We start from the raw sequence: 22,051 nt of genomic DNA, 5'->3' as shown, positions 1-22,051 counted from the left end.
GAAAATGAAAAGAGTGTGCTGATTACTTATTTGAAAATTACCAATTTGAAATTTGGCTTATTGATCAATTTCAATTTGCCCCTTATTAGAGATGGTATCCATAGAGTTCTAAATAATCTTTAATCTTTGCGCCTCCGCTCCTTAGCGGCTTTGCGTGAAAAATTAACATATGGCTGACGAGAAAAAATTATTTAAAGTAACCATCGACAATATCACTATTGAGGTGGAGCCTGGAACAACCATCCTGAATGCAGCGCGTTCAATTGGTGGTGAAGTGGCTCCCCCTGCGATGTGTTATTACAGCAAGCTGAAGAACAGTGGCGGTAAGTGCCGCACCTGCCTTGTGGAAGTGGCTGCCGGTTCTACCGCAGACCCGCGCCCTATGCCCAAACTGGTCGCCAGCTGCCGCACTACCGTGATGGATGGCATGATCGTGAAAAATATCACCAGTGAGCGCGTAATCGATGCCCGTGCCGGCGTTACTGAATTCCTCCTGCTGAACCACCCGCTGGATTGCCCGATTTGTGACCAGGCCGGTGAGTGTCATCTCCAGGACCTCAGTTATGAGCATGGTAAGGAAGGTACCCGCTTCGAATTCCAGAAAAGGACTTTCAAAAAGCATGACCTCGGCGAATACATCCAGCTGCACATGACACGCTGTATCCTTTGCTACCGTTGCGTTTTCGTAGCCGATCAGCTGACCCAAAAACGTGCGCATGGCATACTTGACCGCGGAGACCACTCAGAGATTGCTACCTATATCGAGAAGTCCCTGGACAACGATTTCATTGGAAATGTCATCGATGTTTGTCCGGTTGGCGCACTCACTGATAAAACTTTCCGTTTCAAAAACAGGGTCTGGTTCACCAAGCCGGTGGACGCCCATCGCAATTGTTCCAAATGTTGCGGCGAAGTGCAGCTATGGATGCGTGGCGATGAAGTTTTCCGGGTAACCGCCCGCAAGGACGAGTGGGGTGAAGTTAAAGATGCTACCGATGGCCGTCCGGGCTGGATCTGCAATGAATGCCGTTTCGAAAAGAAAGACCTGAAAGACTGGACCATTGACGGACCAACTAAAGTTAACCGGCACTCTGTTATTTCCCAGGGACATTATGTGGGAGTGCAGATGCCTAAGGATTTCCTGCCCGAAGTAATGGGCGGAAGGGGGCCTAAACTGCTCATGGATATCCATAAGGTCAGCGAGGTAAACCGCCCGGAGATCGAACTGTCGAAAATAGACGGACCGGCTCATGGAGACGACTTTGCAGGGGCTAAGCAGTAGGGTTAAAAGTAAAAAGGAGAATAATTTTCAAAAGTTTGAATACATTAATATGATATATCTGGCAATTGACCTGGCTTTTATACTGGAGAAACTGGTATTGATCGCCGTGATCATCGTCATTTCACTGCTGGTTGCTTTATATTCCACTTACGGCGAGCGAAAAGTGGCTGGTTATATCCAGGACCGCCTGGGTCCCAACAGGGCGGGTCCCGGTGGTATTTTCCAGCCTTTTGCTGATGGTATCAAGTTATTTATGAAGGAAGATGTGATCCCCAATTCTTCCAACAAGTTCCTCTTTATCCTCGGCCCGGCTATTGCCATGACCATGGCTATGCTTACCAGTGCAGTGATTCCCTGGGGAAATGAAATCACCATAGGTGGCCGTACAATTTCCCTGCAGATCGCGGATATCAATATCGGTATCCTTTATGTCTTTGGTGTTGTGAGTATGGGCGTGTATGGTATTATGATCGGTGGATGGGCCTCCAATAATAAATTCTCCCTGCTGGCAGCACTGCGCGGCGCTTCCCAGATGATCTCCTATGAACTGGCCATGGGATTATCCATTATCGCGCTGCTGATGATCACCGGGTCCCTCAGCCTGAAAACTATCGTAGAACAACAATCTGCCGGTTGGTGGAACATATTATACCAGCCCCTCGGCTTCCTGATCTTCCTCATTTGTGCTTTTGCAGAATGTAACCGTACGCCCTTTGACCTTCCCGAAGCTGAAAGCGAACTGAACCAGGGTTACCACCAGGAATACTCCTCAATGAAACTCGGTTTCTACCTTTTCGCGGAATATGTGAATATGTTTATCAGTAGTGCCCTGATGTCTACCCTGTATTTCGGTGGATATGATATTCCTTTTGTGAATGATGCAAACCTTGGCCAAAGCATCGGCCATAACTGGCTGGCTGTTCTGCAGGCGGTTTCCTTGTTTGCCAAAGTCGGGTTCTTCCTCTTCTTCTTTATGTGGGTGAGGTGGACAATCCCGCGGTTCCGTTATGATCAGCTGATGAAACTGGGATGGAAATCATTGATACCACTTGCCTTAATCAATATGGTGATCACGGGATTAATCGTATTGATAAAAGAGAATGGATGGCCTTTCTAAGCAGGTATTACTTGGAAGGATGTCCGGATTAAAATATTTTTGCTAACCTAAAAAGCAGCTAACGGCTAACGCTTAAACGCTGTTCGAATATGCAGACACTAACAAACAGAGCAAAACCAGTTGATCGCCATCCGATGACGAGGATGGAGAAATTGTATCTCCCTGCCATAGCAAAGGGGATGGGTATAACGCTGAAACACTTTTTTAAGAAAAAAGTGACCATTCAGTATCCGGAAGAGAAAAGGCCTTTCAGCCCCGTTTTCCGTGGTTTGCATGTCCTTAACCGTGATGAGGATGGACGTGAACGTTGCACTGCATGCGGGCTCTGCGCTGTTGCCTGCCCTGCCGAAGCCATTACCATGGAAGCTGCAGAAAGGGAGCCGGGTGAAGAGAACCTTTACCGGGAAGAAAAGTATGCAGCGAAATATGAGATCAATATGCTGCGTTGCATCTTCTGCGGTTTGTGTGAAGAAGCATGTCCAAAGGATGCCATTTACCTCAGTGAAACATTTGCCCCTGCCAATTTCAAGCGGGAAGGCTTTATTTATGGAAAGAATGACCTCCTGATCCCCGATCCTGTAAAAGAACCGGAACTGTACCAGAAAGCATTGGGCTCACGTGCGAAAAAAAGCTGAACAGCCAAATGTTAATGATTGAGTAACTGCTAACAACTAACATGAATATCACGCATATATTATTCTGGATTCTGACACTGATGGCGCTGGGAAGTGCTTTGATGGTAATAACCAGTAAAAACCCGGTTTACAGTGTACTGTTTCTGATCGCCACCTTCTTCGCCATATCCGGCCATTATATCTTACTGAATGCCCAGTTCCTGGCCATTGTGAACCTGATCGTGTATGCCGGGGCAATCATGGTATTGTTCCTGTTTGTTATTATGCTGATGAACCTGAATGCCGAAACGGAACCGCAAAAAAACAAATGGCTGAAATTCGCCGGGACCATCGCCGGGGGATGCCTGCTGTTGATCATGGTGGCTGCTATTAAGGATGCCGATGCCAAATCAACCATCGTACTCATGAAACAGGGCGAAACCGGACTGATCCATAATCTCGGCAACGTCCTGTTTAAAGACTATGTGGTGCCTTTTGAAATAAGTAGTGTATTGTTTCTGAGTGCCATGGTAGGAGCTGTGGTGCTCGGGAAGAAGGAGTAAATGATAAAACGAATATCAACAACATGCCCATAAATTATTACATATTCACTGCCCTCGCGCTTTTCTCCATCGGGATTATCGGGGTATTGACGCGCCGTAATGCTATCATCATTTTCATGTGCATTGAACTGATGTTGAATGCTGTAAACCTGTTGCTGGTTGCTTTTTCGAAAATGCAGCTTGAAGACATGAACAGGGGCATCTTAAAAATTGCCAATAATGGTACAGACGCACAGCTTTTTGTATTCTTTATAATGGTAGTGGCTGCTGCTGAAGTGACTGTGGGACTGGCTATTATTGTTATGATGTATAGGAATACGCATTCCGTTGATGTGAATTTTCTGAACAGATTGAAAAACTAATATGAACAATATCATTGACTACGTTTGGCTGGTTCCTTTATTTCCCCTCGTAGGCTTTCTGCTGAATGGGTTGCTTAGAAACAGTTTGTCGAAACCTCTCACAGGTATTATCGGATCGGGTTCCATCCTTGCATCCTTTGTGGTAAGCGTGCTGATTTTCATGCAGGTAAAGACAGGTGCAACAGGTATTGTTACCCTGTTTGATTTTATCAGTTACGACAAAACAAATATCCCTTTTGCATTCCAGGTTGACCAGCTATCCAGTCTTTTCCTGTTGATTATAACCGGTATTGGTTTCCTGATACATCTTTATTCAACGGCTTATATGCATGATGAAACTGATATGCATTTCGCCCGTTACTTCGCTTACCTTAACCTGTTTGTTTTTTCAATGCTGCTGCTGGTGCTTGGTGCCAACTATGTGATCATGTTTATCGGGTGGGAAGGTGTTGGTTTGTGTTCTTACCTTTTAATTGGCTATTGGTTTAAGAATATAGAATACACCAGTGCCGCCAAAAAAGCCTTCGTGATGAACCGGATAGGCGACCTCGGGTTTTTGCTTGCAGTATTCTGGATTTTGTCGAAGCTGGGAACAGTTACATATAGTGAAGTGTTTGAAAAAGTTAACCTGCTTTCTGCGAACGATATCACCATCATCACCTTATTACTTTTTGTTGGTGCAACCGGTAAAAGTGCACAGATTCCATTATATACCTGGTTGCCCGATGCAATGGCCGGTCCCACCCCGGTATCAGCTCTGATCCATGCAGCCACCATGGTAACGGCTGGTATATACATGATTGCCCGCAGCAATATCTTGTATACAATGGCGCCCACCACGCAGGCTGTTGTAACCATCATCGGGCTTGCTACTGCATTATTTGCTGCAACGATTGCCCTTAAGCAAAATGATATCAAAAAGGTACTGGCTTATTCTACGGTTAGCCAACTGGGTTATATGTTCCTGGGCCTTGGGGTTGGGGCATTTACTGGTGCTGTTTTCCATGTAATGACCCATGCTTTTTTCAAAGCCTTATTATTCCTGGGGGCCGGTTCAGTGATCCATGCCATGCATCATGAACAGGATATCCGCAATATGGGCGGTTTGAAAAAATACCTGCCCATTACCCATATTACTTTCCTGCTGGGCTGTTTGGCTATTGCCGGTATCCCACCATTTTCAGGTTTCTTTTCCAAAGATGAAATTCTCGCTGCCGCCTATGCGAAGAACCCCATACTTTATGTACTGGGTGTTGCAGGCGCATTGATGACAGCATTTTATATGTTCCGCCTGTATGCAATGACTTTCCTCGGGAAATTCAGGGGCACACACGAGCAGGAACACCACCTGCATGAATCACCGGCAGCAATGACTATTCCGTTAATTGTGCTTGCTGCACTAAGTGTAGTAGGCGGACTGGTGGGCATTCCCGAAGTGCTGGCGCATAATGCGCATGCTTTGGAGGAGTTCCTTGCACCGGTTTTTGCAAAATCAACAGCCCTTGCCAAACCACATGAAATTCCACATAGCACAGAATTGCTGATGATGGGCGGGGTTACTGCACTGGTGCTCGGAATAATAGCATATGCCTGGGGCAAATTCAGTAAATATGAAAAATCAGCTGAAGAATCCGCCGGATTCGGTAAAGTGCTGGAGAACAAATGGTATGTCGATGAAATTTATGAGGCAGTAATTACAAAGCCGGTGAATGCTTTTGGTAAACTATTGGCAAAAGTGGATAAATATGGTATTGATTGGGTGGTGAATGGCGTGGGCAGGTCGGTACAGTATGCCAGCAGGCAGGTAAGGTTATTGCAAAGCGGACAGGTGGGCAATTATGTGCTGCTGATGGTGGTTGGAATAATTATCCTGTTCGCTATCCAGATATTCCTGAAGAAATAATTAACAAAAGAAAGAAACGAGATCAACATAATGGTACCAGTTTTACTGATATTGATCCCCCTGATTACCGGAGCAGCGCTCTTTTTAATCAGGCAGGAAACAACGGCCAAGGCCCTTGCTTTATTCGCCTCCCTGTTATCACTTGCAGTGATGCTGGCTGGCATGAGTATCTGGAAAGATGCGGCCCACCTGACTTTTAATGAACCCTGGCTTAACGCATTGCACAGCCGTTTTCATTTTGAACTGGACGGCATGAGCCAGTTGCTTTGCCTGCTCACAACTTTTAGTTTCCCGCTCATCATATACGGTACCTGGAATAACAGCTATGAGGATACCAACCGCTTTTTCGGATTGTTATTGCTGTCGCAGGCTGGTTTGCTTGGCGTATTCATGGCCATGGATGCCCTCCTGTTTTATTTCTTCTGGGAACTGGCGTTAATCCCTTTGTATTTTCTATGTTCCCGCTGGGGCGGCGAAAAGCGCATCGCAGTAACCTTCAAATTTTTCATCTATACTTTCCTTGGTTCTTTACTGATGCTGATTGGCCTGATCATGCTGTATTACAAAGCTGGTAATTCCTTTGAATGGGCTGATTTTATCAATCTTAAACTGAGTTTCAGGGAACAGGTGCCCATATTTTTCCTGCTCTTTATTGCATTTGCGATAAAAATGCCTTTGTTCCCCTTTCATACCTGGCAACCCGATACCTACGAGCAATCACCCAATGCAGTGACGATGGTATTAAGTGCTATTATGGCCAAGATGGGGATATTCGGATTGCTGCGCTGGCTGGTGCCCGTGGTGCCAATAGTGAGTTTCCAATGGGGTGATAATTTCGCAACACTTGCAGTGATCAGCATGCTCTATGCTTCGTTTGTTGCCTTGCAGCAGGACGACCTGAAAAGGCTGGTGGCCTATTCTTCCATTGCGCATATCGGGCTGATGATTTTGGCCGTGTTTGCACCAAGCACTGCAGGTGTGCAGGGGGTAATGATACAGATGTTCAACCATGGCGTCAATATACTGGGTATGTGGCTGGTCGTGAATGCAATTGAACAGAAACTGGGTACCCGTAAGATCAGTGAACTGGGCGGACTGGCCCAGAAGGCTCCTGTACTTACTGTCTTGCTGGTAATTGTTGCACTCGCCAATATTGCTATGCCATTGACAAACGCATTCATCGGTGAATTCATGATGTTTAATGGCGTACTGGGATCAACAGCAACAAAATTCGGGGTGGCTTATGCAGCTGCAGGCGGACTGACGATTATCCTCAGTGCGGTGTATACCTTGCGCATGATCCAGCGTGTATTTTATGGAAATACAAATTCCAGGACTGAGCATGCAAAGGAAATTTCAACGAATGTACAGGTAGTACTGGCCATTATTGTAGTGGCTATTGTATTGGTTGGCATATATCCTAAACCATTGTTGTCTTTGACCAGCGATGTAACCAACCAGGTAATAAGCCGGATAAATTTAAAATAACCAGAGAACGATCTGAAATAGTATGAACGCAATTATTCTTTCCGCCATATTAGGTGTAGTGCTGATGTTCAGTGGCATCTTCTTTCCTAATAAAGCTACTGTTCGGAACATCGCCAATATTGGTATGCTATTATTGCTGGTCGCCAACCTGGCCGAACAGAACGGGCATGTTTTTTTCCATATTAATACCAACGATCTGCTGAGCTTTTCAAAGTTCGGGCTGCTGTTCAATAGTATCGCAATCGGGTCAACATTGTTTTACATGCTGCTTTCCGGGCGCGATATTGAAAAAGTTGGCATTAACGTAGCAGAATATTTTGCACTGATTTTCTTCGTGCTTTGTGGCGTAGCCATTGTATCCTGCTATAATTCCCTGCTGATGCTGTTCATTGGTATTGAAATCATTTCAATCCCTTTATACATTCTCACAGGGAGTGATAAACGAAACCTGAAAAGTAATGAAGCCTCCCTGAAATATTTCCTGATGGGTACATTTTCTACCGGCATTATGCTGATGGGAATTACCCTTATTTATGGTGCTAAGGGAAGTTTCAGGCTCGACGAAATTGGCTATGTGATCAACGCGGGCCGCGAAGTCTGGTTCGCTACCGGTTTATTGTTGTTACTGATCAGCATGGCCTTTAAAGTATCTGCTGCGCCATTCCATTTCTGGACACCCGATGTATACGATGGCGCGCCTACAGTATTTACTTCTTTCATGGCTACTATCGTGAAGGCAGCTGCATTCATAGGATTCCTGAGGCTTTTTGAAACAATCTTCCCGACATCAACTTACGACTGGAAACTGATATTGGCGGTTATCATAGCGGCAACCTTATTTATCGGGAATGTGAGCGCTGTATTTCAGCAAAGTGTGAAACGCATGCTGGCTTATTCTTCTATTGCACAGGCCGGCTTTATGTTATTTGCCTTGTTCAGCCGCAACGATATGTCGAGGGAGGGTATTATTTTATATACCCTTGGATACAGCCTGGCCACTATCGGGATTTTCGCTGTGCTGATAAAATTGAAGGATTATACTTTTGATGGCTTCAACGGACTTGCCCGCACGCAACCTGTTCTGGCCGCCACTGCTACGGTTTTCCTGCTTTCCCTGGCCGGTATTCCGCTGACCATTGGATTTTTCGCGAAATATTTTATGCTGGCATCTGCAGTAAAATCCGGCGCGCATCTGTGGCTGGTATTTTTTGCTGTGCTATGTGCAGTGGTTAGCGTGTATTATTATTTCAGGGTTATCCAATCCATGTATTTTAAGGAAGGCTTTGCAGAAACTGAAGAAGTACAGCCGGTATTCCGCTGGTTGCTGGTATTGCTGGCAGGTGCAATAGTGGTTCTGGGCATTTTCCCCAACCTAATTCTGCAATACATGTATTTCTAGGAATCTTTGTCCGCATACTTGATGGATGGCAGACAGCCTTGCTGTTTTCTCCGTATTTTCACGACATGAACATTGCTGATACACTCTCCTTATCGTTCAGGACGATTCGGTCCAATAAATTAAGGACGGGCATTACCGTATCTATTATTGCCTTGGGGATTGCAGCATTAATTGGCATCAATACTGCTATCCAGGCTATTTCGCAGAAGTTTATGGAAAGCTTCTCCAGTATGGGCGCGAATGGTTTTACTATACGGTACCGGGCTGCTTTCCGGTTCGACCGCGGCGACCTGAAAAAGGAAAGTAAAAAAGGCCGGAAGATTAAACAGTCAAGCACAAATAAACCTATCACGCGCGACCAGGCTGAAGCATTTAAGCAACGATTTACCTATCCAGCTAAAGTAAGCTTATCACTTAATGGTGGTAATAATAATGCGGCATCTTACGGCAACAAAAAGACCAATCCTACAGTCTGGATTAATGGCGGTGACGAAAATTACCTGGAACTGAATAATTACAATATTGCCAGCGGAAGGAACCTGAACGAACTGGATGTAAGCTCTGGGCGAAATGTTTGCATGATCGGGAAAGATGTGGCCGATAAGTTATTTGGTTCCGGCAATTCAGAGCGGCCTTTGGAAAAAATGATTAATGTAAACAATATTCCTTTCCGGGTGATCGCTGTCCTGGATAGCCGTGGTTCTACATTTGGAAGGAGTCTCGATAATGTGATCATCACTTCTTACAACAGCGTTCGCCGGTTTTTTGCCGGCAGTGCCTCGAACTCATTTACCATTGGTGTTAAATCGGCCAGTATCATTAATATTGAAACTGCTATCGGGGAAGCCGAAGGGGTATTCAGGGTGATCCGGAAAAATGAAATTAAGGAAGAGAATAATTTCCTCATCGATAAAAGTGATGCATTTGTTGAGCTGGCCATGAAGCAGATTGGCTGGTTAACTGCATCAGCTATGGTGATTGGCTTTATTACCCTGGCGGGTGCGGCAATTGGTTTGATGAATATCATGCTGGTAGCTGTAACCGAAAGAACCAAGGAAGTTGGCTTGATCAAAGCCATTGGTGGCAAGCAACGGAATGTGCGCTGGCAGTTTTTGTTTGAAGCCATCCTGATCAGCCTGATGGGTGCATTCATCGGTATCATCCTGGGCGTTTTGCTCGGAAATATCGTCAGCGCCCTTATGAGTACCGGGTTTATCATTCCATGGCTTTGGGTTTTCTTTGGTGTATTGATCTGTACCATAGTCGGCCTCCTCGCCGGATCTTACCCAGCTTATAAAGCTTCGAGGCTTAATCCTATTGAGGCGTTGCGGTATGAGTAAGGCGTGAATGGTGAATGGTGAATGGTGAATGGGAGAAATCCTTGAAATTTATATATCGAAATAAAAAATGCTACAGATTATTCTGTAGCATTTTTGTTCTTACCCAAAATTGGAATATTCAAAAAATTAGAGTTCCCCATTCCCCATTCACCATTCACCATTCACCATTCACCGCTCACCTCCCTCACTGCTTCGCACTAAACCCATCACTAATCCGCTCATTCAGGTCTTGCAGGTGGTATTTGGTAGCGGTATCGGAATAGGCAGGCAATGCTGCGCGGATCTCAGCCTGGATGGACCTTAGGGTGCCTTTTGCAAATGAAATGATATCGCTGTTCCTGCTGATGGACGGCCCGAAACTAATGGTGATGGTTCCCAGGCTTAGTGGCGCCGGACTGGAAGGCTTGATGATGGTGACCAGTCTTTCCACTAAATTCTTTTGCAGGTTACGGCGGTAAATATCAATTGGCTTATGACTGGACAGTTCTGTAAAAATTTCCTTGCGCAGGTCGCTCGTAAGGTCATTTACCGTATAGGCTTTTTTACCGAGTGCGGCTTCAGCATTCAGCAGTTTAGTAAGTGTGGAAGCACTTAATACCCTGCCCAGGGCAGCATCCTGTAAGCGGTTCACAACGGCAGCAGCCGTGCCCCCTGTTTTGGAAAAAATAGTATTGTCGAGCAGCCATGTGGGCGTGGTGAAAACCTCTTTGCCCAGGAAGCCCATCGCTTCTTTCTGGGTATCCCTGGAAACGTATTCGTACACCGGGCCGCTTTGCTCCATTGTTTTAGGTGTTTCAGTAATACCACCGACATTTTTACTGACATGGCCTATATACCGGCCGAACTGGGTAACTATTTCATTGTACAAGGTATTCAGGGCATCAAAATCCTTATTCGGCTCATTCGTCCAGCTTACCAGGTTCGGTAAAATCCATTGCAGGTTTTTAATGCCATAGGCACTCGCTTTCATGGCGTTATCGCCAAGGTCTTCACTTTGGGAACGGGGGTCATCCGGATTCGTTTCTGTTCCGAACCAAAGCCTTTTGTCTTTTAGTTTATTGATGGTCAGTTTATTCAGTACGGGTACTTCTTCTTCCGCTGTAGTAGCTTCCGGGAGCCATTTGTAGCCCCATTCGATGGCCCATTTATCGTAATCACCAATACGGGGGTAAAGTCCTGCCGGACCAATATGGTCTTCTGGTTGTGCAACGTAATTAAAGCGGGCATAATCCATAATGGAAGGGGAGGGGCCATTGGCTTCCACCCAGGCTTTATCCCGAAGTTTGTCCACCGGAACTGTAGAGGAAGATCCGAAATTATGCCGCAATCCCAGGGTATGTCCCACTTCATGGGAAGACACAAACCTGATCAGTTCTCCCATGAGGGAATCGCTGAAGCGGGTAGTACGGGCACGCGGATCGCTGGGAGAGGCCTGTACAAAATACCAGTTGCGCAAAAGCTGCATAACGTTATGGTACCAGTTGATATGGCTTTCCAGGATTTCCCCGCTGCGGGGGTCATGCACATGCGGACCGCTGGCATTGGGCACGTCAGAAGGCTTATAAACAATGGCGGAATAACGGGCATCATCAATACTCCAGGTGCTGTCATTTACCGGGGCTTCCCTGGCCATGATGGCGTTTTTGAAGCCGGCTTTTTCGAAGGCAGCCTGCCAGTCATTCACCCCCTGGATGAGGTAGGGCACCCATTTCTTCGGGGTAGCCGGATCAATGTAAAATATGATGGGTTTGGCTGGTTCAACCAGTTCACCCCGCTTATATTTTTCCTGGTCTTCAGGCTTTGGTTCAAGCCTCCAGCGGGTAATCATTTTTACGGTTTCAACGCCCTGGGGGTTTTTATCAAAATCAACATATTCACGGGTGAAAAAGCCAACTCGTTCATCGTAATACCTTGCTTTCATAGGCGTAACAGGTAACAGGAGCAGGGAACTGTTTATCTCTACGGTAAAAGATCCGCCAGAAGGAGCAGAAAGCGAAACAGGGGCAGTGGAAACGCCCCCGCCTGAACGGGTATAGGTCTTTACTGTCTTAATTTCTGTATTCAGGGGAAACGTGCGGATGGAACCAATATAGGATTTATCTGTTTGCAGGGAACCTACCTTGAACAAACGTTTGGAATTGGGATCGAAATTGAGGATATCGTTGTCGCTGTTCAGGAAGGATGTCATGTCAACCACTACACCTGAAGAATCCTTGCCCAGGGACGCGATGTCAAATGCCTGGGCGATACTCTGGATATTGGAATTAGTAACGGCCCGGTACATCGGCAGGGTGGAATCCATCGACATTTCGTCGAAAGAGATATTGCGGATGAAGAGTTTGTTATTGGGCCCCTTTTCAAAACGGATGACGTTTTCACCGATAAAATCGCCGGCATAGCCAAAGAAGAAGTTGCGCATGCCTGCGGCTGCTTTGGAGAGCCTGTTCACTACCAGGATATCGCGGCCAAGCAGGGAATCATCAATTTCAAAATAAAATTTGTCTTCCACTTTATGCACTTTGAACAGGCCGATACTGGTAACAGCCTTGGCGGTTATTACCTCTTTGTAAGGTTTCGGGCCGTTGGTCCGGGTGGGTGGGATGACAGGTGAAGCGGATTGTTTTTCAGCGGAACCGGCATTGCCTGCAGGTTTCTGCTGACTGAAGCCATTAAACTGGAGCAAGAGCAAAAATGCTGCGGCCGCCAGAAACTTTCCCTGAACGGGGCTTGTAAACATATCAAAATGTGTTTAAATTGGAAGAAGCAATAAAAATAGGGTAACCAACCCGAACATTCAGCCATTTTAACGAAACCGGCCTGTTTCAGGAGGGGGAAATATTATTTAATTATTAGCATGGAAGCATATTTTTTTAATTTCTCCCCTATTCGGATATTTATTGTGTCAATTTGACTTTTTTATTTTTTTTTTCATTAGACTTGTGTCCCCAATACGCTTTGGGTCAATTCAAGAACAATTAATTCCTGTTTTCACAAAAACTAAAAACAAACGATTATGGCAGAGACTAAACCAACTGCAACTGCTAAAGCAGCAACTTCTGTTCAAGCTAAAAAAAGAAGCAACGCGATTTCCTGGATTGCCCCAGTGTTGTGTATCATCTCAGGTTTTTTGATCTGGAGATTTGGTGCTGGTAATGCAAGCGGTTTTACTAACCCTGATCCGGCTGGTGGATTCTGGCCTTCACATCAGGGTCCCAAAGGAGGTTTCAATAAAATGTATGAGGGTGGTATCGTGGTACCAATCCTGATTGGAAACCTGTTGGTTGTATTGGTATTCGTTATCGAGAGGTTCCTTACCATCAGCAAAGCTTCTGGTACTGGTAATAACGATGAGTTTATCCGTAAAGTACAGTATCACCTGGCTAACAAGAATGTTGATGCAGCGTTGTCTGAGTGCGACAAGCAAAAAGGCTCTGTTGGAAATGTAATGAAAGCAGGTCTGCGTAAGTACAAAGAAATGATCACTGACACAGAACTGGACACTGAGCAAAAAGTAATGTCTATCCAGAAAGAAGTGGAAGAAGCTACGGCACTGGAATTGCCAATGCTGGAGAAGAACCTGGTGTTCCTTTCTACCATCGCATCTGTGGCTACCCTCCTCGGTCTGTTTGGAACTGTATTGGGTATGATCCGTTCCTTCTCTAAACTTGGTGATGAAGGTGGTGGTGATGCTGCCCGCGAATTGTCAAAAGGTATCTCTGAGGCCCTGTACAATACAGCCCTTGGTATCGGTACTTCAGCTATCGCGATCATCATGTACAACGTATTTACTACTAAGATTGACGGTATTACCTACGGAATTGACGAGTCTGGTTTCACACTGACACAAAGCTTTGCATCACTGTATAAGTAAACAGTGAATCGTAAGCAGTGAGCGGTGAGCAAAATTTCCTCCCGGAAGGATATGGAAAATTGCGAAACCTGAATCTAAATGTGAATCAGATTAACTAATAAGTCATGCCAAAAGTAAAATTACCTCGGAAGAGTACGACTATTGATATGACCGCGATGTGTGATGTGGCCTTTCTCTTGTTGTCGTTTTTCATTTTGACAACCAAGTTTAAGCCTTCAGAAACACTTACGGTTACAACACCGGGTTCCGTAGCTTCCAAAGTAGCGCCTCAGAAAGATGTAGCCATGGTGGTTATTGATAAAGATGGTAAAGTATACATGACCTTTTCTGATGATGCTCCCAAAAGGGAAATCATTGAATCGCTGAATACTACCCGTAACCTTGGCCTTACTGATGAGGAAATGAAAAATTTCAAAAAAGGACCGTTTATCGGGGTGCCGATTTCCCAGTTGAAATCGCTGCTCGATAAGCCGGCAGATACCTGGCCCAAGATTAAATTCGACGGTATTCCGGTACTGGATACCCTGAATAATGAAATGATAGACTGGATGCGCGCTACCGCCGACGGGTTTAAAGGAACTAAAATGAACCTGCTGGTAAAGGGCGATAACGCTTCCAAATACCCTTCTTTTAAAGGAGTAATCGATGCCTTCAAGAAAAATGACCTGATGAAATTCCAGATGGTAACCAATCCGGAAGGTGTTCCTCCAGGGTCTGAACTCTATAACGCCAATATGAAGGGCGACGCGAAGGAATAATATTGATAAAAATTAAATGTTGTAACCATGGCAGAATTAGATACCTCGGGCGGTGGCCATAAAAAAGGACCCGGTGTTAAGAAGGGGAAAAAGTTGTCTACCCGTGTAGACCTTACCCCAATGGTGGACCTCGGTTTTCTGCTGATCACTTTTTTCATCTTTACCACAACCATGAGCCAGCCAACCGCCATGCGGTTGAACCTGCCCAAGGATACGGAAGAGAAAGACCAGAACAAGGTGAAAGCCTCGGGCGCACTGACCCTTTTACTGGGTAAGAATGACAATATCTTCTACTATGAAGGTGAACTGTTACCGGATGCCTCAAACTTTAAAACTACAGGCTTCAAGGAAATCAGGGATGTTATCCTGACCAAGAAAAAGAGCACGAACGCCGAAGATTTTGTGGTGGTGATCAAGCCTAACAAAGAGAGTACCTACAAGAATACGGTAGATATTCTCGATGAGATGACGATCAACGGCGTTAAACGTTATGCACTGGTAGATATTTCCCCGGTGGAAGACCAGTTGATCGCAGCAACACAGGGAGCCACTCCGCAATAACATAGGTTTTGTGGAAAAATTAAAGCATTGCATCTTATTTTAAATTCAGAACAATGGAAGTAAACAAAATATTAAGTGCTGATGTGCTGGACATCCTTTTCGATGGCCGGAACAAAGAGTACGGTGCTTACGACCTGCGCAAAACCTATAACAAGCGCCTTACATATGCGCTTGTCGGTGCAGCCGCATTCCTGCTGTTGATTGTTCTTCTTAACGTATTGGCCGACCAATTGGGTAAGAACAAGAAAGCACAGGATATGATTGTGCAGGACGTATCGCTGGAAGAAGTGAAGCAGGAGCAAAAAAATGAGCCGCCTCCGCCTCCGCCTCCGCCGAAGCCCGAACCACCCAAAGTGGAAATGGCTAAATTCACCCCGCCTAAAATCGTTAAGGATGAGGAAGTGAAAGAAGACGAAAAACCACCTGAACAGGAAAAACTGGAAGACACCAAAATTGGTAACGTTAACCAGGAAGGTATTAAAGATGAGGGTATTGTTGCTCCGCCTGCTTCCGACGAAGGAAAGGGTGTGGTAGAAGCGCCGAAAAAACAGGAAGAAGACTGGGATAAAACCTTTACCAAGGTTGAGATCGAGTCTGATTACCCTGGTGGTGCAAGCGCCTGGCAGCGTTACCTGAACAAGAGCCTTCACTACCCCCAGGAAGCTATCGACCAGGAGGTTCAGGGTACGGTAGTGGTTCAGTTCATCGTGGACAAAGCTGGTATGGTGAGTGATGTTGAAGCCATCAGCGGTCCCCAGGAATTGCGCGAAGAAGCGGTTCGGGTAATCAAAAAATCAGGTCAGTGGACACCGGCTGTTCAGAACGGACGCCAGGTGAAATCTTACAAGAAACAGCCGATTACCTTCAAGTTGGAATCTGAATAAACGTTAATTAGGATAATTAATAAAAAAAATCCCCCTGCATTTGCCGGGGGATTTTTTTTATTTGCCGCGATGCACCATCTTTGGCAACTTTTTATACACACATTTTGTAGTATTGGTCCGGTATTTTTCAGCCGGTATCAGAAAAGGAAAAACGACTAACATGAATGTTTTAATGGTACTCACCTCGCATGGTGAATTAGGCAATACAGGAAAAAAAACAGGATTCTGGGTGGAAGAATTTGCAGCACCTTATTATACTTTAACTGATGCAGGGGTGCGGGTTACACTGGCCTCTCCTAAGGGCGGCAAACCTCCGATAGACCCTAAAAGCGAAGACCCCGGTGCCCAGACCGATGCCACCCGGCGTTTTTATAAAGATGCTGAATTGCAGGAAAAACTAGCCCATACCCTTCCCCTCAACCTCGCTGATGCAGATGATTACGATGCGGTCTTTTACCCGGGTGGACACGGGCCTCTCTGGGACCTTGCTACAGATACTGATTCCATAGAATTGATTAAAACTTTCTATACCCAGGGCAAGCCGGTTTCCTTTGTATGCCATGCGCCTGCCGCGCTGGTTAATGTAAAATTGCCCAATGGCGATCCACTGGTAAAAGGGAAAACTGTTACCGGTTTCAGCAATACCGAAGAAGCTGCCGTGCAGCTTACGGATGTTGTGCCTTTCCTGTTGGAAGATGAACTGAAGAAATCGGGGGCCGACTACCAGCGTGGTGACGATTGGGCTGCCTTTACCCGCCAGGATGGCCTGCTGATTACAGGACAAAATCCGGCTTCATCTGCACCTGTAGCTGACCTGCTGCTTAAAGCATTGGCGGCCGGTTAAAGCAAGGGACTATCTTTGCGGCATGAAGTATTCCAATCCACAGTGGGATGACACTATTGTTGCCCTGGCCACACCGCCGGGTATTGGTGCTATTGGCGTGATCCGGTTAAGCGGACCGGCTGCTATCAGCATTGTGGATGCCTTATTTCCGGCAAAAGATTTATCGGTACAACCAAGCCATACCGTTCATGTAGGCGTGATTAAAGAGGGTGATTATTCCATTGATGAGGTGGTGGTGACCCTCTTTAAAGGGCCCAGGTCCTACACCGGTGAAAACGTGGTGGAAGTATCGGGCCATGGATCTCCGTATGTACTGCAGCAATTAATAGATGCCTTTATCAGGGGTGGCGCGCGACTGGCAAGGCCGGGGGAGTTTACACAAAGGGCATTCCTGCATGGAAAGCTCGACCTTACCCAGGCTGAAGCAGTGGCCGACCTGATCGCGTCTAATACCTCGGCATCGCACCGCAATGCACTGCACAATATCCGCGGCGGCTTTTCTGCTGAGCTGAAAGCCCTGCGGGAACAACTGATCAGTTTTTCTGCGTTGATAGAACTGGAGCTCGATTTTTCTCAGGAAGATGTGGAGTTCGCCGACCGTTCGCAATTATACCATTTGGTAACAGGTGCCATAGAAAGGGTAAGCAAGCTTGCGCATTCTTTCCAGTTGGGCAATGTGATCAAGAACGGGGTAACCGTGGCAATAATAGGCAAGCCCAATGCCGGCAAGTCGACCCTGCTGAATACTTTACTGAATGAAAACCGTGCTATCGTTAGTGAGATAGCTGGTACAACCCGCGATACCATCGAAGAAGTGCTGAATGTTGACGGTATATTGTTCCGGTTTATTGATACGGCCGGTATCCGTGAACATAGCCTTGACGTGATAGAAAATATCGGCGTGGAACGCAGCCTCGAAAAGATGCGCCAGGCGGATGTGGTCCTGTATTTGTTTGATGTGAATACGATGCCGGTAGGGGAGTTGCTGGCCAGTAAGCAGGAGTTTGATAAAAACGGTTTCCGGTACCTGCTGGTGGGTAACCAGGTCGACAAAGGTGATGAATCGGATATGCGCGATCGTTATGCTTCCGCAACACCGGTATTATTTATATCCGCGAAACAGGGATTGCATATTGAAGTCCTGAAAGAGCGGCTGGTTGATATGGTACTGCAGGGTGAAATAAATTCCGAAGATACCATTGTGACCAATGCGCGCCATTTCCATGCCTTGCAACAAATGCTGAATGCCCTGCAGGATGTGCGCCAGGCGCTTGATGCAAAGATCCCCGGCGATTTACTCGCACTCGATATTCGCCGTGCGCTGCATTACCTGGGTGAGATCACAGGCGAAGTAAGTAATGAAGACCTGCTCGATTATATCTTCAGCAAGTTCTGTATCGGAAAATAGAAGCCATTACCAACCAGTTTCCATATATAATAAAAAGCCTATAAAATCCTTTACTACAAAGGGTTATGTTAATCCCATCTCATGGATAGCAATGGATGATAGGTCTTATTTCATGTAAAATTTGTTCCTCATTTGTACCTCATTCAGGTATTCGCTATATTGTAAATGGAAATAGGGGAAATTATGGCACATCCTGACACACCCTGACATCCATAGACACATCCTGACACAATAAGATTATAGTATGAGTTCAAAAATTAGAGTAACAAGAATCTGCCAGTTCTGTGAAAATGAATTTGAAGCCAGAACCACTGTTACTAAAACCTGTTCTGATCTATGTGCAAAGAGGCTATATAAATTGAAGCTGAAGGAAGCAAAACTCCAGTATAGCAATGCGGAAACACAAATGATCAGGAATAAGCCATTGACTGATTTACAGGCTAAGGAATTCCTGAATATTGAGGAAGCCTGTAAACTTTTGGGTGTTAGCAGGAGAACCCTGTACAGGTTCATACAGGATGATAGATTGAAGATCGGTAAGGTGCGGAATAGGACAGTAATTAAGAAAACAGAGATTGAAAAAATATTTGCATGAGTAAGGTAAAAGTAAGAATGAAACCCATTACAGGTGGCAGGCAGGCAATATACTTAGATTATTATCCACCAATCCCAAATCCAGTAACAGGAAAGCCAACCAGAAGGGAGTTTTTGAAGCTGTTCCTGTTTGATGAAACTGAATACAGTGCAGAAACCTACATTGATTCAAATGGGAAGGAACAGAGAAGATTTGCACCTGTATTAGATTCAAAAGGTAAGCCCAAAAGAGCTAGGCTCAATGAAGCTGAAAAGAAGCATAATCATGATATGGAGATCTTGGCAGAAAGCATCAGGGCACAAAGACAATTGCTGGTATCCAAGGGTAACTATGGATTCCTGTCAGAAGAAAAGCAGAAGGTAGGTATTGTGGATTACTTTGAACAATTAGCAAAGAAAAGAATAGGGGGTAATTCCGGTAACTGGCAATCGGCTCTACTTTATCTGAAAGAATTTACAAATGGGGGTGATGTTCCATTTAAAGATATAAATGAAAGGTTTGGTGAAGAGTTCAAAGAATTCCTGTTAACTGCACCCAGCAGGAAAAGTAAAAAAACTACACTATCACAAAACTCAGCTCTTTCATATTTTAATAAATTCAAAGCTGTATTAAAGCAAGCTTACAAGGATGGATACTTGGAAAGGGATGTTAATAGCACCATCAAAAGAATAAAGGAGGAAGAAACTGAAAGACAGTATTTAACCTTAGAAGAATTGAAGCTTCTGGCATCTACACAATGCTCAGTTCCTGTACTAAAGAATGCTGTGATTTTCTCATCACTGACAGGGCTTAGGTTTAGTGATATCAAAAAATTAATCTGGAGTGAAGTGCAGCATAGTAGTACTGAAGGGTACTTTATCCGGTTCAGGCAGAAGAAAACCAAATTAACAGAAACCCTGCCAATATCGGATGAAGCATTTGATTTATTGGGAGAAAGGGGGAACGAAAAGGATCATGTTTTTGATGATCTGAAATATAGCTACACACAAACAGAATTGCCAAAATGGCTCAAGAGAGCAGGAATTAATAAGGGTATTACTTTTCATGGATTCCGGCACACAAATGCAACGTTGCTGCTTAGTTTTGGGGTAGATCTATATGTCATATCTGAGATGCTTGGCCACCGAGAAATTAAAACCACACAGATATATGCAAAGATTGTGAATGAAAGGAAAAGGGAGGCAGCCAATAAAATAAAAATTAAATTTTAAATCCATAGATAAACCTAACAGAGTATAAATTAACTTTCATTATTTGGAATTGTAAGTTGAAAATTTATATCTTTGACTCGTGATTGGCCTATCTTCTTAATGGTTTCAATCCAAATCGCATATAGTTCCCACCTACACATGATTGTGTGAACTTAAGATCGCTAAAAATTCTCTAAAGGAGAGCTTTTAACGTTATGGATAATCCCTTTGAGTTGCTTTTAGAAAGGTTAACAGCCATTGAAGCTACACTATCGGAAATGAAAAATCAGTCACCTAAAATGGCAATTGATTCCTATCAGTGGTTCGATCTGGTTCAACTACAAACCTATTTACCTGATAAACCTGCAAAGCCAACAGTGTATGAATGGGTACGTAAAAGACTTATTCCATACCATAAAAAGGGTAAGAAGCTATCATTTCTCAAATCCGAGATAGATGAATGGTTAAAGGAAGGCAGAAGGAAAACTGTCAAAGAAATTGGGGATGATGCTAGTTCTTATCTGGTAAAAAACAGTAAGATTAGGTAGCCCAATAAAAAAACCCCTGCTTACAACAGGGGTAAAAAAATTTAGAAAAGATTGAAAATTAAAATCGCAAAAGACTGATAACACAGGGCAAAGATAAGCCTTGTTACTTAAATGGCATTATCAATTTTCGATTTTATTAAATTAAAATCGGTTATGCATGAGCGGGAGTTTAATAGCTGGGAGGATTTATTTTTTAACAAGAGAAAGTTGGAGTTTAAAAATAGGGGATCTGGCAGGGTTACAGGAGAATTAAAGCCAGATAAAATCAATCGGAGTGAAACTAAGGTGACTTACAATATTGGCACGTTATCTAGAAGCTTTATTGATTTTGAATGTCTGGATGTAGAACAATTAACCACAAACACTAATGAATTTCAGTTGGGGCTAAGGTTTTGTCCTGTTAAGGCAATAAAAAATAAAAACCAGAACGATGAAATAGTATCTTACTCGGAATTACTTAAACTAATTGAACGGGTAGAGACTTACTATTGTCTTAATGCATCTGATTTAAAATTTATTGCCCCGGAGCTTTCTTTCAACTTCATTGCAGATTCAAAAATAAAAGAAAAGTTTTTTGAGGGTGGTAGGTTTTTAATATTTAAGGATGCTCCATTAAAAAAGATAAATAATGATGCTACTGGTGAGTTAATGGGGTATAAAGCAATCAAGGGGCATTTTACATTTAAATTTTACTGCGTAGATGAGAAGTATGGTACCAGTAATAACCATTTTAGGATGGAGCGGCAATATACCAGAACTCAAACTTTCTCCAGAAAATCAGGAATTAAAACTCTGGAGGATGTAAAAGATCCGGGTAAGATGGTTAAATGCATTGATATTCTAGTATCTGATCTGGATGATCTAATTATTTATGATCCTCATATTGTAATTCCAAAGGAAAGAAAGGTAGGAATAATTGAAAAAAGGATACTTGATCAGGCTCATGATCCCAGCTTTTGGCTAAAGACAAAAGAAACAAGGGATGATGCAACATTCAACACCTACCTGAAAAAATACAGAAACCTTTCTAAGGAATTCGGAGATGATTTACATGGGAAAATAAAATCCATGCTATTAAATGAAAGGAGGGAGTTTGAGGATCTGGCTGATGAGAGGAAAAAAACTTCGGCATTTGTTACATGTAGTTAAGGTGTAACAATAGACTAAGTTTATAATATTGGTATAATAGGAAGAGAGGAGAATGGAATTATAAAAAAGCTTAAAATTAAATTATAAATAAGAAGAGAAGAATAGAGGGATAGTGATGAATGACTTAAATATAAATATTGGTGGAATGGAGATAGAAAGAGAAATTAAATTTAAA

Annotated in this window: 21 protein-coding genes; 20 read left to right on the top strand and 1 reads right to left on the bottom strand. The window is 44.2% G+C overall.

Going from position 1 to position 22,051, the window contains the following annotated elements; translation table 11 throughout:
• The first annotated feature begins 15 nt into the window (after positions 1-15).
• From LAQ65_RS20255 to LAQ65_RS20210, 10 genes are all read left to right on the top strand, one after another.
• On the top strand, positions 16-123 hold the full coding sequence (locus LAQ65_RS20255; RefSeq protein ID WP_224118841.1) for a GxxExxY protein: 108 nt from the start codon (positions 16-18) through the stop codon (positions 121-123).
• 46 nt (positions 124-169) lie between these two features.
• The gene (locus LAQ65_RS20250; protein ID WP_224118840.1) at positions 170-1,282 is read left to right on the top strand and encodes a 2Fe-2S iron-sulfur cluster-binding protein; all 1,113 of its coding nucleotides are present in this window, start codon (positions 170-172) and stop codon (positions 1,280-1,282) included.
• Positions 1,283-1,331: 49 nt separating this feature from the next.
• Positions 1,332-2,399, top strand: coding sequence for an NADH-quinone oxidoreductase subunit NuoH (gene nuoH / locus LAQ65_RS20245; RefSeq protein WP_224118839.1), 1,068 nt, complete (start codon positions 1,332-1,334; stop codon positions 2,397-2,399).
• 89 nt (positions 2,400-2,488) lie between these two features.
• On the top strand, positions 2,489-3,034 hold the full coding sequence (gene nuoI, locus LAQ65_RS20240; RefSeq protein ID WP_224118838.1) for an NADH-quinone oxidoreductase subunit NuoI: 546 nt from the start codon (positions 2,489-2,491) through the stop codon (positions 3,032-3,034).
• A 41-nt stretch (positions 3,035-3,075) separates the two neighbouring features.
• Positions 3,076-3,576, top strand: coding sequence for an NADH-quinone oxidoreductase subunit J family protein (locus tag LAQ65_RS20235; protein ID WP_224118837.1), 501 nt, complete (start codon positions 3,076-3,078; stop codon positions 3,574-3,576).
• A gap of 23 nt (positions 3,577-3,599) precedes the next feature.
• Positions 3,600-3,938 (top strand): NADH-quinone oxidoreductase subunit NuoK, encoded by a 339-nt coding sequence (gene nuoK, locus LAQ65_RS20230; RefSeq protein ID WP_224118836.1) that lies wholly within the window; start codon positions 3,600-3,602, stop codon positions 3,936-3,938.
• Between the two features lies 1 nt (position 3,939).
• Complete coding sequence (nuoL, locus tag LAQ65_RS20225) at positions 3,940-5,841, top strand: NADH-quinone oxidoreductase subunit L (RefSeq protein WP_224118835.1); 1,902 nt, start codon at positions 3,940-3,942, stop codon at positions 5,839-5,841.
• A gap of 30 nt (positions 5,842-5,871) precedes the next feature.
• A complete protein-coding gene (locus LAQ65_RS20220; protein WP_224118834.1) occupies positions 5,872-7,329 on the top strand; it encodes a complex I subunit 4 family protein in 1,458 nt (485 codons plus the stop codon).
• Positions 7,330-7,351: 22 nt separating this feature from the next.
• Complete coding sequence (locus tag LAQ65_RS20215) at positions 7,352-8,728, top strand: NADH-quinone oxidoreductase subunit N (RefSeq protein ID WP_224118833.1); 1,377 nt, start codon at positions 7,352-7,354, stop codon at positions 8,726-8,728.
• A 65-nt stretch (positions 8,729-8,793) separates the two neighbouring features.
• Positions 8,794-10,068 carry an ABC transporter permease gene (locus tag LAQ65_RS20210; protein WP_224118832.1) on the top strand — a complete coding sequence of 425 codons (1,275 nt, stop codon included), beginning with the start codon at positions 8,794-8,796 and terminating at the stop codon, positions 10,066-10,068.
• Between the two features lie 184 nt (positions 10,069-10,252).
• On the opposite strand, the gene LAQ65_RS20205 is transcribed toward LAQ65_RS20210, so the two are convergent.
• Entirely contained in the window at positions 10,253-12,805 is a 2,553-nt protein-coding gene (locus LAQ65_RS20205) for a zinc-dependent metalloprotease (RefSeq protein WP_224118831.1), read from the bottom strand.
• A gap of 276 nt (positions 12,806-13,081) precedes the next feature.
• Here LAQ65_RS20205 and LAQ65_RS20200 point away from each other — a divergent pair, with 276 nt between their 5' ends.
• The 10 genes from LAQ65_RS20200 (at position 13,082) to LAQ65_RS20155 (ending at position 21,876) form a co-directional block, all read left to right on the top strand.
• On the top strand, positions 13,082-13,939 hold the full coding sequence (locus LAQ65_RS20200) for a MotA/TolQ/ExbB proton channel family protein (RefSeq protein WP_224118830.1): 858 nt from the start codon (positions 13,082-13,084) through the stop codon (positions 13,937-13,939).
• A gap of 104 nt (positions 13,940-14,043) precedes the next feature.
• Entirely contained in the window at positions 14,044-14,697 is a 654-nt protein-coding gene (locus tag LAQ65_RS20195) for an ExbD/TolR family protein (RefSeq protein WP_224118829.1), read from the top strand.
• Positions 14,698-14,724: 27 nt separating this feature from the next.
• Complete coding sequence (locus tag LAQ65_RS20190) at positions 14,725-15,258, top strand: ExbD/TolR family protein (RefSeq protein ID WP_224118828.1); 534 nt, start codon at positions 14,725-14,727, stop codon at positions 15,256-15,258.
• Positions 15,259-15,311: 53 nt separating this feature from the next.
• Positions 15,312-16,142, top strand: coding sequence for an energy transducer TonB (locus LAQ65_RS20185; protein ID WP_224118827.1), 831 nt, complete (start codon positions 15,312-15,314; stop codon positions 16,140-16,142).
• Positions 16,143-16,302: 160 nt separating this feature from the next.
• Complete coding sequence (locus LAQ65_RS20180; RefSeq protein ID WP_224118826.1) at positions 16,303-16,986, top strand: type 1 glutamine amidotransferase domain-containing protein; 684 nt, start codon at positions 16,303-16,305, stop codon at positions 16,984-16,986.
• A gap of 22 nt (positions 16,987-17,008) precedes the next feature.
• Positions 17,009-18,394: a tRNA uridine-5-carboxymethylaminomethyl(34) synthesis GTPase MnmE gene (gene mnmE, locus LAQ65_RS20175; RefSeq protein ID WP_224118825.1), complete on the top strand. Its 1,386-nt coding sequence runs from the start codon at positions 17,009-17,011 to the stop codon at positions 18,392-18,394.
• 244 nt (positions 18,395-18,638) lie between these two features.
• Complete coding sequence (locus LAQ65_RS20170) at positions 18,639-18,989, top strand: helix-turn-helix domain-containing protein (RefSeq protein WP_224118824.1); 351 nt, start codon at positions 18,639-18,641, stop codon at positions 18,987-18,989.
• Entirely contained in the window at positions 18,986-20,200 is a 1,215-nt protein-coding gene (locus LAQ65_RS20165) for a tyrosine-type recombinase/integrase (protein WP_224118823.1), read from the top strand. The genes LAQ65_RS20170 and LAQ65_RS20165 overlap by 4 nt, the downstream gene beginning before the upstream one ends.
• Positions 20,201-20,394: 194 nt before the next feature.
• Positions 20,395-20,727: a helix-turn-helix domain-containing protein gene (locus LAQ65_RS20160; RefSeq protein WP_224118822.1), complete on the top strand. Its 333-nt coding sequence runs from the start codon at positions 20,395-20,397 to the stop codon at positions 20,725-20,727.
• Positions 20,728-20,838: 111 nt separating this feature from the next.
• Positions 20,839-21,876 carry a hypothetical protein gene (locus LAQ65_RS20155; protein WP_224118821.1) on the top strand — a complete coding sequence of 346 codons (1,038 nt, stop codon included), beginning with the start codon at positions 20,839-20,841 and terminating at the stop codon, positions 21,874-21,876.
• Positions 21,877-22,051 lie beyond the last annotated feature (175 nt).

The organism is Flavihumibacter profundi (assembly GCF_020076305.1).
Taxonomy (GTDB): domain Bacteria; phylum Bacteroidota; class Bacteroidia; order Chitinophagales; family Chitinophagaceae; genus Flavihumibacter; species Flavihumibacter profundi.
This window is presented reverse-complemented; position numbering and strand designations above follow the sequence as displayed.

Excerpts from the sequence above, each read along its gene's own strand:
- LAQ65_RS20250 (WP_224118840.1), top strand. The coding sequence starts at position 170 with ATGGCTGACGAGAAAAAATTATTTAAAGTAACCATCGACAATATCACT.
- nuoH (WP_224118839.1), top strand. The coding sequence starts at position 1,332 with ATGATATATCTGGCAATTGACCTGGCTTTTATACTGGAGAAACTGGTA.
- nuoI (WP_224118838.1), top strand. The coding sequence starts at position 2,489 with ATGCAGACACTAACAAACAGAGCAAAACCAGTTGATCGCCATCCGATG.
- LAQ65_RS20235 (WP_224118837.1), top strand. The coding sequence starts at position 3,076 with ATGAATATCACGCATATATTATTCTGGATTCTGACACTGATGGCGCTG.
- nuoK (WP_224118836.1), top strand. The coding sequence starts at position 3,600 with ATGCCCATAAATTATTACATATTCACTGCCCTCGCGCTTTTCTCCATC.
- nuoL (WP_224118835.1), top strand. The coding sequence starts at position 3,940 with ATGAACAATATCATTGACTACGTTTGGCTGGTTCCTTTATTTCCCCTC.
- LAQ65_RS20220 (WP_224118834.1), top strand. The coding sequence starts at position 5,872 with ATGGTACCAGTTTTACTGATATTGATCCCCCTGATTACCGGAGCAGCG.
- LAQ65_RS20215 (WP_224118833.1), top strand. The coding sequence starts at position 7,352 with ATGAACGCAATTATTCTTTCCGCCATATTAGGTGTAGTGCTGATGTTC.
- LAQ65_RS20210 (WP_224118832.1), top strand. The coding sequence starts at position 8,794 with ATGAACATTGCTGATACACTCTCCTTATCGTTCAGGACGATTCGGTCC.
- LAQ65_RS20205 (WP_224118831.1), bottom strand. The coding sequence starts at position 12,805 with ATGTTTACAAGCCCCGTTCAGGGAAAGTTTCTGGCGGCCGCAGCATTT.
- LAQ65_RS20200 (WP_224118830.1), top strand. The coding sequence starts at position 13,082 with ATGGCAGAGACTAAACCAACTGCAACTGCTAAAGCAGCAACTTCTGTT.
- LAQ65_RS20195 (WP_224118829.1), top strand. The coding sequence starts at position 14,044 with ATGCCAAAAGTAAAATTACCTCGGAAGAGTACGACTATTGATATGACC.
- LAQ65_RS20190 (WP_224118828.1), top strand. The coding sequence starts at position 14,725 with ATGGCAGAATTAGATACCTCGGGCGGTGGCCATAAAAAAGGACCCGGT.
- LAQ65_RS20185 (WP_224118827.1), top strand. The coding sequence starts at position 15,312 with ATGGAAGTAAACAAAATATTAAGTGCTGATGTGCTGGACATCCTTTTC.
- LAQ65_RS20180 (WP_224118826.1), top strand. The coding sequence starts at position 16,303 with ATGAATGTTTTAATGGTACTCACCTCGCATGGTGAATTAGGCAATACA.
- mnmE (WP_224118825.1), top strand. The coding sequence starts at position 17,009 with ATGAAGTATTCCAATCCACAGTGGGATGACACTATTGTTGCCCTGGCC.
- LAQ65_RS20170 (WP_224118824.1), top strand. The coding sequence starts at position 18,639 with ATGAGTTCAAAAATTAGAGTAACAAGAATCTGCCAGTTCTGTGAAAAT.
- LAQ65_RS20165 (WP_224118823.1), top strand. The coding sequence starts at position 18,986 with ATGAGTAAGGTAAAAGTAAGAATGAAACCCATTACAGGTGGCAGGCAG.
- LAQ65_RS20160 (WP_224118822.1), top strand. The coding sequence starts at position 20,395 with ATGGATAATCCCTTTGAGTTGCTTTTAGAAAGGTTAACAGCCATTGAA.
- LAQ65_RS20155 (WP_224118821.1), top strand. The coding sequence starts at position 20,839 with ATGGCATTATCAATTTTCGATTTTATTAAATTAAAATCGGTTATGCAT.